Raw genomic sequence first — 12,213 nt, forward strand, 5'->3', positions numbered from 1 at the left:
AAAAGCCCTTTTTTGTTGTGCATACCTATGAACAGTTTAGTTAAATCAAGTCATCTTGTTGATCGTGGTTTCTAATTTGTTCTTTTAAAAATTGTGCTGCTCTTGAATATTCAATTTCGAGCTCATCTCTCATCTCAATTAACTCATCGGCATTGATTTCATCAGCCTTACACTTATCCTCAAATGACTGCGCTAAATCAGCCACAATATTAGCCCCCACTGTTTTTGATATAGATTTCAATTGATGGCAGGCAGCTATAATTTCACTTTGACTCTTTTGTAGTACCGCAAAGTTGATTGATTTAATTTGTTCTTGGCTTTGCTCTAAGTACATTTTAAAGAAGCGAATTTTTTTAGCATCATCGCCATTTATATATTTGTTGGCAGACTCCATGTTAATAGGCATGGCTGGCTTTTCAGCTGAGCTAATTTGTTTTGGCTGTTTATTATCTAAATCGCTCCATTGATTTAATATGTCCTCAAGCGCATTTAACTCAATCGGTTTAGTTATAAAGTCATTAATTCCCACAGCTAAACAGCGTTCTCTTTCGCCTTTTAAGGCGTTGGCTGTTACAGCAATAATATAAGGTTGGGCGTCGATTGCTTCTAACAGTGCTGCTTCTTCTCTAATCTTTTCAACCATATCGTAGCCAGACATTTTCGGCATATGTAAATCGGTTAGGATGAGCGAATAGCTGTTTTTACGCCACATCTCTATGCCTTCCTCACCATTATTCGCTACTTCCACACTATACCCTAGTATGTGTAACTGCTCGGTAAGTACCTCTTGGTTTAGTAAGTTATCTTCTACCAATAAAACAAGCCTATTCGCAGCGAGTGCTTCTTCTGAATTTAAGTAATGATTCATGCTTTTAGCTTTTTTTATTTGCTTAGGTTTATGTAAGCCTGCCGCAACCAAAATTGAAAGCATAAAGTTAGATTTGCACAGTGGTGAAGCATTAATATAAAAAATATTTTTATGATTAATAACGGCTTCATCTAGCTTACTTAATACCACCATTTGCTGATTATTATCTTCTAGTGAGTAAAGTAAACTTCTTAGCAAGGTGCTAATGCTACTCATGTCGTCAATACCATCAACAACCCAAATAATATCCTTTGTGTCTTGATGATCTTCTATGTCCTTTTGCTCGTGGGCATAGGTTATTTTGGCCCCCATAAATGACAAGTAACGATAAATTACCTTGCCGCGTTCAGCATTATCACTAACAACAACAACATGTTTGCCATTGAGTGTATTTTTATGAGCAAATTCAGTTTTACCTGCCGTTGAAAAAGGCAGTTCAACGGTAAATTCACTACCAATCCCCTCATGGCTTGTAACATGTATAGTACCAAGCATTAGCTCGGTTAAGCTTTTACAAATTGAAAGCCCAAGTCCTGTACCGCCAAATTCTCGGGTAATTGAGCTTTCAGCTTGAGTAAACGGGCTGAATATTTTCCTTAATTGAGACTGACTCATTCCTTTACCGTTATCAACTACACAAAAACGGAGTGTAAAATGATCGGCAGTGTTGTGTGCAACTTCAACCGATATTTTCACCCTACCTTGAGTAGAGCCGTTAGTGCTGGTAAATTTAATGGCATTGCTACATAAGTTATAAAGTACTTGGCGAACCCTGACTGAGTCGCCCATAAGGTTATTAGGAATATCCGGTGCAATTGATAAATCGAGTTCTAGGTGACGGTTTTTTGCAACAGACGATAACACCTTTGCGACTTCTTCTAGCGTATCTGCAACAGAGAAGGGAGTCGGGTCTATATTGAGCTTTCCTGCTTCAATTTTAGAAAAATCCAAAATATCATCTAAGATACTGAGTAACGAAAATGCAGATTCACGAATAATTGTACTTAAACGTTGCTGTGCACCATCAAGTTCTGTTTGACGAAGTAAATCAATGGTACCGATTACACCATTCATTGGTGTTCTTATTTCATGACTCATAGTGGCTAAAAAGGTGGTTTTAGTTTCACTGGCTTTTAGCGCTTTTTGCGTTTGTTTCTCTAACTCAAAGGTTCTGCTTTGTACTTCTGTTTCAAGGCTTGTTTGTAATTTTTTTAACTCTTTTTTTGCCGCTTGATCGTCAGCTTGAACCTTACTCACCTTTTTGAGTAATAAATTAACTTGTTGAGCTACCGTTTCTAAACCACCCTCTAGTTGCTCATTTAGGGTGCTTTGATAGTTATCATTTTGCGTAATTTCTTTTAGTTCTTGAGTAAGTGAATCTGTATTTTTATGTAATCGCTTGTTAATGTATTTATTCAACATGAATGCTAATAAAAACAGCACCACCAGTGCAGCAAAGGCTACAACATAGGCATTTAGTGGTGAGTGTTGATTTGATGGTGTAACTGAGGGCTGTGTTTGCTTAATAATAAGCTCTCCAATTATCTGCCCCTCTGATGAGATTAAATGATGAAGAGTATTTTGTTCTTTAATATGTTTATTAACAGCTAAAGGCGCAATTGCTTTACTGTTATTGCTATAAACTAACTCGGCTTGATTATTGGCATTAAAACGGTGGAGCGTATATTTATAATCATCATTGAGTAAGGTGGTCATATCGAGTAATTGCGTGACCTTGTCTTGCTCGTATATTGTTAATGCTTCTGCTAAAGGCTGATCAAGACGCTCAGCAAGTTTTGTTAACGATAAAGTAGAGGTTGGAGCAGATGCATTGTTATCAGCATTACTTTGTGAATAAAGCACAAAGGCGACTACAAATAATGCGGTTATTATAAGGTTACTAACTAAGAATAAAGGTAGTAGGCCTTTTATTGCTGAAGAGGGCTTGCTCTGCATGAGTTTTCCTGTGGTCTTATTATTAAAACGGTAAGCCTGTACCGAAAGTTATTATTCAATCGTAACACCTAAAAAAAATAATTCACTACGTTTTTTAAACTCTTTTGTTGGATAAATACACTGTATTAACGAAAATAGCCTCGAGTTGTTTGAAAACCGTTCAAACGATTATAAAGAATAAAAAAAAAGTTGACTTGTAGGGGCAAAACTCGTTTAATACGCCGCACGCCCAGATAGCCAGTCAGTAGAGCTAGCTGGGAATTGCATTAAAAATCCGTTAAGATTTTTAATTAGCACTGTTTAAGTGCCTCGATAGCTCAGTTGGTAGAGCAGAGGATTGAAAATCCTCGTGTCCCTGGTTCGATTCCGGGTCGAGGCACCATTATTAAAGTAATAGTGTTTAAAATCATAAGATTAAACGTTATTACACGTGCCTTAGCACACAGTTTAGTGTGCCGACTTAGCTCAGCTGGTAGAGCAACTGACTTGTAATCAGTAGGTCAACCGTTCGACTCGGTTAGTCGGCACCATTTATAAAAGTGAAATTGCTCAAAGCAGTTCACTAGCACTGTTTAAGTGCCTCGATAGCTCAGTTGGTAGAGCAGAGGATTGAAAATCCTCGTGTCCCTGGTTCGATTCCGGGTCGAGGCACCATTTATTAAAAGTTATCAATCTTTAAAATTGATAAAGTGCCTTAGCACACAGTTTAGTGTGCCGACTTAGCTCAGCTGGTAGAGCAACTGACTTGTAATCAGTAGGTCAACCGTTCGACTCGGTTAGTCGGCACCATTTATTTAAATAGTTAATTTAACTATTTGCACTGTTTAAGTGCCTCGATAGCTCAGTTGGTAGAGCAGAGGATTGAAAATCCTCGTGTCCCTGGTTCGATTCCGGGTCGAGGCACCATTTATACAAAGCCTCGCATATGCGGGGCTTTTTTGTTTCTAAGTTTTTTCTATCCTGCTCTATTTTTCCAGCACGTCATAAACAGTAAGTCCCTCTGTCCTTTTCGTACCTCTTTGAGAACTTTATTCAGCTTTTTTGGCTAAAAATTAGGTTGTTTATTAATTTGTGATCAATATGTTAATACTTGGCGTATCTACGGCACTTATAATTTCATCGCAAAGTATGTAATGTTATGTAAAGTCAATTGAGCAACGTTTGCTAAAGTGCTTGAATAACATTCATAAATAGCATTAATCAGGTTTAAAAATGATGTGGCAATATAAGCCATCTTTATTGGCAATAAGTATTATGCTGCTAAGTGGTTGTGCGAGTAACTTAAACCCGCAACTGCGTGAGCAAGCACCGAATACACTTCCAGAACAGTGGCAACAAACAGCTGTTGAATCAGTAGTTGCTGTCAACGACACATGGTTTAATAAACTTGCTTCACCAACAGTAAAGCAGCTAGTTACTCAAGCGCTAAAAAACAATCAGCAACTATTGCAAAACCGTTTTGATGTAGAAATACAAAAACAGCAATTAATTGTCACCGGTGCCGCTTTATGGCCCAGTTTAGATATTTCAACGCGAGTAGGACGGAGCAAAGATAATCGTCCGGTTAGTTATAATAACTCAAGCTCTGTATCGTTAGAGTTAGGCTATGAAATTGATTTATGGGGTAAACTCTCTGATGCAAAGCGCAGAGACAACCTCAACTACCTTGCTCAGCAAGCTCGCTATGAGCAAACTAAACAACAGCTTATTGCAGATGTTATAACAAATTGGTTTAACTTAATCAGTGCAGAGCAATTACTTGATTTGTTTAAGCGCAGAGAAGCTAACGCCCAGCAAAACCTTGAGATTATTGAGTCGGGTTATCGCCAAGGTTTAAATGAAGCGTTAGATGTTTATTTAGCTCGCAATGAGTTAAACAATGAACGCTCCCGTATAGCAACCCAAAAAGCAAATTTGACTCAAGCTGCACGTAGCCTTGAGCGTTTATTGGGGGAGTATCCAAAAGGATTGATAGCAGCGAATAACGACCTACCTGTAATTAATGACGACATTCCTCTTGGTTTACCGTCGGAGCTTATTACTCGCAAACCTGCGTTGCGTGCTAGTTGGTATCAGTTATTAGCCAGCGACGCTTCGCTTGCGTATGCGCATAAACAGCGTTTTCCGAGTTTAAATTTAGCGGCAGGTTTAAGCGATAGCACTAACAGGGTAAGCGACTTATTTTCTGCTTCAAGTCTTGCGTGGTCACTTATTGGTAGCATTTCAGCGCCTATTTTTGACGCTGGGCGACTCGCTGCGAACGAGGAAATAGCCAGTTTACAAACGCAAAAGCAAGAGCAAGCCTATCTGCAATCTTTATATGATGCATTTGGTGATGTTGAAAATGCTATTACCCAACAACAATCTTTAAAGGCACGCTACCAAAGCACCTTGCAGGCACAAGAAAATGCCTTAGCAGCAGAGCAATTATCGTTTGAACAATATCAAAGTGGTTTAGTGAGCTACACCACCGTATTAGATGCACAAGCACGCTCGTTTGATGCACAAAGTTCACTGATTGAAATTAAAAACCAATTACTCACAAATCGCATTAAATTACATGTTGCTCTTGGGGGCGACTTTGCAAAATCAAGATCCGCACAGGATGAGCAAGCACTATGAAACTAAACAAACAAAAAATAATTGTTCCCGCTGCTATCATTATAGCGACCATTTTTTTGGTGATGTTTATTAAGGGAAACCCGCCTAAAGCATCACGTTTTTCAGCACCGCCAAAAGCAAAAATTAATGTAGCGGTAAAACCATTGCAGTTAATTGACTACCCCGTTGAAATTGATAGCTTTGGTACGGTTAAACCACGGACTCAAAGTATGTTGGTGGCTCAGGTTTCTGGGCTGATTATTGATATAAATGAGCAGTTCCGCGAAGGCGGCTTTTTTGAAAAAGGCGATGTGTTACTTCAGCTAGATGATCGCGATTTAAAAGCGGAAGTTAAATCAGCACAAGCTAATTTGCTCAATGCCGAGCAAAACTTATTAGAAGAGCAAGCACGAGGCCGACAAGCGCTTACTGATTGGCAACGTTTAGGCAATGAGTCTGAACCGAGTATTTTAGTACTTAGAAAGCCACAGCTAGCTGCAGCGCAAGCACAGGTTTTGTCAGCACAAGCACAATTGGAAAAAGCGCAACTAAATCTTGAACGTACTAAAATTAAAGCCCCTTATGCTGGGCGAGTATTAAACCGCAGCGTTGACTTAGGTCAGGTGGTATCTAACAATATGCAGTTAGCGACAATTTATGCAACCGACAGTGTTGAAATACGCTTACCGATAAAGAATAAAGATCTGCCTTTTATTAATTTACCTGAGCAATATCGAGATGGTGCTAAAAATCAGCGTGGCTCAGCGGTTAATTTCACTTCAGATTTAATTGGCGAGCAACAATGGCAAGGCCAACTTATTCGTACTGAGGGCGCAATAGATGAAAGTGCTCAGCAATTGTATGTGGTGGCTAAAATTAATGACCCTTATAAATCAACCAGTGATAATCAATACCCAGTAAAAATAGGACAATACGTTAAAGCTAAAATTAATGGCAAAGTCGCCTCTCAGGTACTCGTTATTCCCAATAGTGCGATATATCAAGGCAGTTATGTTTATGTGGTTGAAAATGGCACACTACAGCGTAAAAATATTGCTTTAGCGTGGCAAAATGCGCTGCAAGGCATTGTGAGTAAAGGTCTTGAAGCGGGTAGTCAATTAGTACTGACGCCACTGGGGCAAGTGAGTTCAGGTACGCCAGTGCAGATAATGGATGCGACTCCTAAAGCACAAAAAACAGGAGAGCAGCCATGATCGCTTGGTTTACTCGTAACCATGTGGCTGCCAACTTATTGCTAATTAGTATTGTGTTGGGCGGCCTATTCAGCCTGTCTTCTAAGTTACCGTTAGAGGTGTTTCCCTCGTTTGTTTCTGATCGTATAAATATTAGTGTGAGTTTACGTGGTTCAACCCCAGAAGATGCTGAAAAAGGGGTCACCATACGAATAGAAGAAGCATTACAAGATCTCGAAGGTATTAAACAAATATCGAGCCGCTCTTCTGAGGGGTCATCACAAGTAAGCGTTGAGGTTGATACTGGCTATGACGAGCGTGAATTGTTAGCGGATATAAAGAGCCGTGTCGATGCCATTAATACCTTTCCAGCCGATGCAGAAAAACCAGTAATAGGGTTAATCCAGCGTAAGCGTGAAGTAATAGCAGTCACTGTTTCAAGTGACTACAACGAAAAAGAAACCCTAGAATATGCAGAGCAAGTCCGTGATGAATTGCTGCGTATTCCGGCGATTACCCAAGTTGAACTTAGTGGCGTACGTAATTATGAGCTGGCAATCGAAGTAAGCCAAGATACGCTGCGCCAATACGATTTAACCTTGGCGCAAATATCCAGTGCCATTGCCAATTCAAGTTCTGATATTTCAGCGGGAAACCTTAAAACAGAGGGCGGCGATGTACTTATTCGCTCTAAAGGGCAAGCTTACCGCAAAGATGAATTTGCAAGCATTGTGATAAAAAATCAAGCCGATGGCACTATTATTCGCTTAAGTGATATTGCAACCATTAACGATGATTTTGAAGAAACCCCCGTGCGCACCCGCTTTAATGGCAAACAAGCCGCATTTATCGATGTGTACCGCATTGGTCCGCAAAGTGCGATAGAAGTGGCCGATGCAGTTAAAAACTATATTACCAGTGAGCAAGCTAATTTACCGCAAGGGTTTTATTTAAGCTATTGGGATGATGACTCTGAGGTAGTAAAAAGCCGTATTGCTACCCTAACTAGCAATGCTTTACAGGGCGGTATTTTGGTACTGGGGTTACTGACTTTATTTTTAAGACCTGCCATCGCGTTTTGGGTATTTATTGGTATTCCGGTTTCATTTATGGGCGCGTTTATGGCAATGGCCGCCTTTGGCGTGACCATAAATGTGATCAGCTTATTTGGTTTTATATTGGTGCTAGGGATTGTGGTGGACGATGCTATTGTTACCGGTGAAAACGTGTATACCCATTTAAAAACCGCCAAATCGGGCGAAGAGGCTGCTATAAAAGGAACTCAAGAAGTAGCCACGCCAGTTACATTTGGCGTGTTAACCACCGTGGCCGCTTTTTTACCGTTAGGTTTTATAGAAGGCGCGCGAGGCGCTATTTTTGCGCAAATACCGGTGGTGGTTATTCCGGTATTATTGTTTTCATTGATTGAATCTAAATTTGTGCTGCCAGCGCATTTAAAATATATCAAACTGCGCCAGCAAAAAGGCAAAGGTTCTAAATTAGAGCAACTCCAACAACGTTTTGCTGATGGTTTTGAGCATGCCATTTTAAAATATTACCAACCCGTATTAGGGCTAGCGCTACGCAACAAACTGGCCACAGTCAGTTTATTTATGGGCGTGTTTTTAATTATTTTAACCATGATCACCAGTGGTTGGACTAAGTTTATTTTCTTCCCACGTATTCCCAGTGAAACAGTTCGGGTTAATTTAACTTTTCCTGCGGGAACACCGTTTGAAGTCACGAATAAATACATTATTGATATGTCAGATAAAGCCAGAGAGCTTCAGCGTAAGTATCAAGATGAAGAAACAGGGCAAAGTATTATCCTTAATATTTTAGCCAGCACTGGCGGGCGAGGCGGTGCGGCTAATTCGGGTAGTGTGCGCTTTGAAATCACCCCAGCAGAACAACGAGAGTCTGATATTGGTTCGCGTGAGTTGGTAAAAGAGTGGCGGCAATTAATAGGGGTGATCCCAGGGGCTGAAAGTCTCACATTTAGAGCAGAAATAGGTAGAAGCTCAAACCCAATTGATATTCAATTATCGGGTAATTCCATAACCACACTGCAAACAGTGGCTGAGCAAATTAAACAACGATTGGCCACTTATCCAAGCGTGTTTGATATTGCCGATAGCATGTCTGATGGTAAAGAAGAGCTACAAATAGAGCTAACAGAGCAAGGGCTTGCACTTGGATTAAATAGAGTTGATGTATCAAGACAAGTGCGTAACTCGTTTTTTGGTGTACAAGTACAGCGCATTCAACGCGGGCGTGATGATGTGCGCGTTATGGTGCGCTTACCTATAGATGAAAGACGCTCAGTTGCTGATTTAAAAGATATATTAATACAAACACCTAATGGTGGGCGAGTGCCGCTGTCACACGTGGCCACTTTAGTACCGGGTCAAAGCCCATCAACCATTACCCGTATTGATCGTTACCGTACTCTTAATGTGTCGGCGGATGTAGAAAAAACCGATACCAATATGACCGTGCTTCAAGCTGATTTAAAAACCTACTTAGATGAACTTGTGCAACAATACCCAGGTGTAAGCCATTCATTAGAAGGTGAAGCCAAAGAGCAGCGCGAATCGTTTGGTTCATTATTGTGGGGAATGGTATTTGTATTTTTTGTAATTTATGGGTTGCTCGCAATTCCCTTTAAATCGTACTTACAGCCACTGGTGGTGATGAGCATTATTCCTTTTGGCATGATTGGCGCAGTAATTGGCCATTGGATCATGACTATGGAGCTTACCATTATGAGTTTGCTGGGAATGCTCGCGTTAATTGGGGTCGTGGTGAACGACTCGTTAGTATTGGTTGATTTTATTAATAAAAAACGCAGTGAAGGGCTCGATTTAATGGAAGCTGTTAAAACCGCCGGCGTAGCGCGTTTTCGCCCGGTTATGCTAACTAGTTTAACCACCTTTATAGGCTTAATGCCGCTGCTGTTTGAAAAGGCGACTCAGGCGCAGTTTTTAATTCCTATGGCAGTAAGCCTAGGTTTTGGGATTATATTTGCGACTTTTATAACCTTATTACTTGTTCCCGTTAACTATATGCTGATGGAGCGCTTTCAAGGTTGGTTTAAGTAGTGTTAGGCATTAAAAAGACAAAGGGATAGGTGTTAGAAACAAGTTTAATATCGGGCTGTGGAGGCGCAGTTCGATATATTTAAAGACGAAAGATAGGGAATGTTTAGTTAAAAAGAAATGCTTGAGAACCTAGAACCTAAGCTATAAAGGAAGGTGTTCCCCGAGAATGCGGTGCCCGGTGTCAGTCCTGAAACCTTGAGGTTTCAGGGCGGAAATCTGCGGTTTACCGTAGGCTTCTCGGTACATGCCGAGCTTGCACAATAGTAAACGAACAAAAATCCTGGTATAAAATTTATCGGCTCAGGGACTTAACCAAGCTCCTGCACCCCAGGGAACAAATTTAGTATATAAGACATATTCCAATCCTTAAACCCCAATCGTAAAAAATTAAACTGTTCGCTCAGTTTTCCTGCAAATTTAATCTTATATTTACTTTTAAGATTGCTTTTTGAACTCAATTTGCTTTTCAATCGCTTGCTTTTGACCTCAGTCATAGAATTCATTGGAGTTGCTTTTTATCGAGTGGTAGCATTGCTTTAATTAGCAAAGCGAAGACGTCATTATGAATAACTTACCAGATTACGAAAAAGCCCAACTTCTTTTAGAGAAAAACGAAATATTTGTATCACCTGCTGAAGCGCATGGCGTTATTAGCGGCTTACTTGCTTGTGGGCTAAGCATTGACGATAAAGAATACTTAGGCTTACTGAGCGACGTATTTAATGATGGCGAGTCGTTTAGCAACGATTTAAAACAGTTTTTTGGTAAAGTTTATCAACAAGTTGTTGAAAGCTTTAACAATGAAGAGTTTCAATTTGATTTGTTTTTACCGAGTGATGACGAAACACTCATCGATCAAGCCAATGGGCTCGTATCATGGGTAGCTGGGTTTATGCTGGGCTTTGGCTTAAAGCAAAAAGACTATGGCAAGCTGTCGGCAGATGTAAAAGAAGTGATTAGCGACTTTAGCGAAATTACGCGCCTTGATACAACCTTTGAAGAAACCGAAGAAGATAGCCAAGCACTGCATGAAGTGATTGAGTACGTACGCGTATCGGCGTTACTGTGTTTTGCTGAACTTGGCAAAGAGCAAAACCCACAAAGCAACAAAAAAACACTGCATTAATTGAGCAACACAATAAAAGTAATGGGTTAGTTATTAATGGTTGAAATACAAAAGTCAGAGTTTAAAGCGCGCCGCGAGCGTTTATTGGCGGCAATGGATAATAACAGTATTGCTATAATTCCCGCTGCAACAGAGCTAACGCGTAGCCGTGATACTCATTATCCGTTTCGACAAGACAGTGACTTTTTTTACTTAACTGGTTTTAACGAACCCGATGCCGTGTTGGTGCTTTGCAAAAACAGTGATACACCCTCACTATTATTTTGTTTAGATAAAGACAAACTTGCAGAGGTATGGCACGGCAGACGCATTGGTTTTGAAAAAGCACAAAGCGAATACTTATTCGACAAAACTTATGCACTTAGTGAGCTAAATGAACAATTATTGAATTTGGTGAACGGCCAACAGATTTTATTTTATGCACAAGGGATGTATCCTGCCTTTGATGGCAAAGTATTTTCAATGCTTAACACTTTGCGCAGTACCCCTAAAAAAGGGGATACAGCACCGAGTACAATTAAAGATATTCGCCCTTTATTGCATGAAATGCGCTTATTTAAATCGCCAGGCGAAATTAACATTATGCGTGAGGGCTGTGAAATAAGCGCTCGAGCACACATGCGAGCCATGCGTTTTTCCCACGTTGGCGCAACCGAGTTTCAACTAGAGGCAGAGCTTCATCATCACTATGCAATGAACGGTGCGCCATATCCTGCTTATGGCACTATTGTCGGCAGTGGCGATAACGCCAATATTTTGCACTACACCCAAAATAGCGATGTATTGAACAATGGCGATTTAGTGCTGATTGATTCAGGCTGTGAGCTACAAGGCTACGCTGCCGATATAACGCGTACTTTCCCCGTTAACGGTAAATTTAGCACTGAGCAAGCTGCGCTTTATAATATTGTACTCAAAGCGCAAGAAGTCGCTTTTAGCGAAATAAAACCCGGTGGCCTTTTATCTCAGGCAAATAAACTCGCTATGCAAGTACTAACCCAAGGGTTACTCGATTTAGGTATTTTAACCGGCGATTTTGATGAGTTAATGGCACAAGGTGCCTGTAAAGAATACTACATGCATGGCCTTGGTCACTGGTTAGGACTTGATGTTCATGATGTGGGCGATTACAAGGTTAATAACCAAGAGCGTGTCTTAGAGCCGGGTATGGTGCTAACCATTGAGCCTGGGCTATATATTAGTAAAGACTCAAATGCGCCTCAAAAATACCAAGGTATAGGTATTCGTATTGAAGATAACTTATTAGTAACTGAGTCGGGTCACGACAACTTAACCATTAGCGTGCCTAAAACAATTAGTGAAATAGAAGCGCTAATGCAAAGCGCTAAAAACGCATAAGCTTGGAGA

6 protein-coding genes, 5 tRNA genes and 1 other RNA gene are annotated in these 12,213 nt (G+C 40.4%); 10 read left to right on the plus strand and 2 right to left on the minus strand.

Annotation, left to right across the window (positions count from 1 at the left end; genetic code table 11):
• Window positions 1-40 precede the first annotated feature (40 nt).
• Window positions 41-2,824: an ATP-binding protein gene (locus tag PISS_RS03220; protein ID WP_058154218.1), complete on the minus strand. Its 2,784-nt coding sequence runs from the start codon at window positions 2,822-2,824 to the stop codon at window positions 41-43.
• A 306-nt stretch (window positions 2,825-3,130) separates the two neighbouring features.
• On the opposite strand from PISS_RS03220, the gene PISS_RS03225 reads away from it, so the two are divergent.
• From PISS_RS03225 to PISS_RS03260, 8 genes are all read left to right on the plus strand, one after another.
• Window positions 3,131-3,206 (plus strand) — tRNA-Phe (locus PISS_RS03225).
• 72 nt (window positions 3,207-3,278) lie between these two features.
• Window positions 3,279-3,354: transfer RNA gene (locus PISS_RS03230), tRNA-Thr, on the plus strand.
• 48 nt (window positions 3,355-3,402) lie between these two features.
• Window positions 3,403-3,478 (plus strand) — tRNA-Phe (locus PISS_RS03235).
• A gap of 59 nt (window positions 3,479-3,537) precedes the next feature.
• A tRNA-Thr gene (locus PISS_RS03240) sits at window positions 3,538-3,613 on the plus strand.
• A gap of 41 nt (window positions 3,614-3,654) precedes the next feature.
• Window positions 3,655-3,730: transfer RNA gene (locus PISS_RS03245), tRNA-Phe, on the plus strand.
• Window positions 3,731-4,036: 306 nt separating this feature from the next.
• On the plus strand, window positions 4,037-5,446 hold the full coding sequence (locus PISS_RS03250) for a TolC family protein (RefSeq protein WP_058154219.1): 1,410 nt from the start codon (window positions 4,037-4,039) through the stop codon (window positions 5,444-5,446).
• Complete coding sequence (locus PISS_RS03255; protein ID WP_013464147.1) at window positions 5,443-6,639, plus strand: efflux RND transporter periplasmic adaptor subunit; 1,197 nt, start codon at window positions 5,443-5,445, stop codon at window positions 6,637-6,639. Before PISS_RS03250 ends, PISS_RS03255 begins: the two co-directional genes overlap by 4 nt.
• On the plus strand, window positions 6,636-9,719 hold the full coding sequence (locus PISS_RS03260) for an efflux RND transporter permease subunit (protein ID WP_013464148.1): 3,084 nt from the start codon (window positions 6,636-6,638) through the stop codon (window positions 9,717-9,719). The genes PISS_RS03255 and PISS_RS03260 overlap by 4 nt, the downstream gene beginning before the upstream one ends.
• A 153-nt stretch (window positions 9,720-9,872) precedes the next feature.
• Here the strand turns inward: PISS_RS03260 and ssrS are convergent.
• Window positions 9,873-10,056, minus strand: a non-coding RNA gene (ssrS, locus tag PISS_RS03265) — 6S RNA.
• Between the two features lie 225 nt (window positions 10,057-10,281).
• Between ssrS and PISS_RS03270 the strand changes: the two genes are divergently transcribed.
• Together PISS_RS03270 and pepP are read left to right on the plus strand one after the other, a co-directional pair.
• A complete protein-coding gene (locus PISS_RS03270) occupies window positions 10,282-10,845 on the plus strand; it encodes a UPF0149 family protein (RefSeq protein ID WP_024600851.1) in 564 nt (187 codons plus the stop codon).
• 36 nt (window positions 10,846-10,881) lie between these two features.
• Window positions 10,882-12,204, plus strand: coding sequence for a Xaa-Pro aminopeptidase (pepP, locus tag PISS_RS03275; RefSeq protein WP_058154220.1), 1,323 nt, complete (start codon window positions 10,882-10,884; stop codon window positions 12,202-12,204).
• Window positions 12,205-12,213: the final 9 nt, after the last annotated feature.

The sequence above is a fragment of the Pseudoalteromonas issachenkonii genome, assembly GCF_002310795.1.
Taxonomy (GTDB): domain Bacteria; phylum Pseudomonadota; class Gammaproteobacteria; order Enterobacterales; family Alteromonadaceae; genus Pseudoalteromonas; species Pseudoalteromonas tetraodonis.

Excerpts from the sequence above, each read along its gene's own strand:
- PISS_RS03220 (WP_058154218.1), bottom strand. The coding sequence starts at position 2,824 with ATGCAGAGCAAGCCCTCTTCAGCAATAAAAGGCCTACTACCTTTATTC.
- PISS_RS03250 (WP_058154219.1), top strand. The coding sequence starts at position 4,037 with ATGATGTGGCAATATAAGCCATCTTTATTGGCAATAAGTATTATGCTG.
- PISS_RS03255 (WP_013464147.1), top strand. The coding sequence starts at position 5,443 with ATGAAACTAAACAAACAAAAAATAATTGTTCCCGCTGCTATCATTATA.
- PISS_RS03260 (WP_013464148.1), top strand. The coding sequence starts at position 6,636 with ATGATCGCTTGGTTTACTCGTAACCATGTGGCTGCCAACTTATTGCTA.
- PISS_RS03270 (WP_024600851.1), top strand. The coding sequence starts at position 10,282 with ATGAATAACTTACCAGATTACGAAAAAGCCCAACTTCTTTTAGAGAAA.
- pepP (WP_058154220.1), top strand. The coding sequence starts at position 10,882 with ATGGTTGAAATACAAAAGTCAGAGTTTAAAGCGCGCCGCGAGCGTTTA.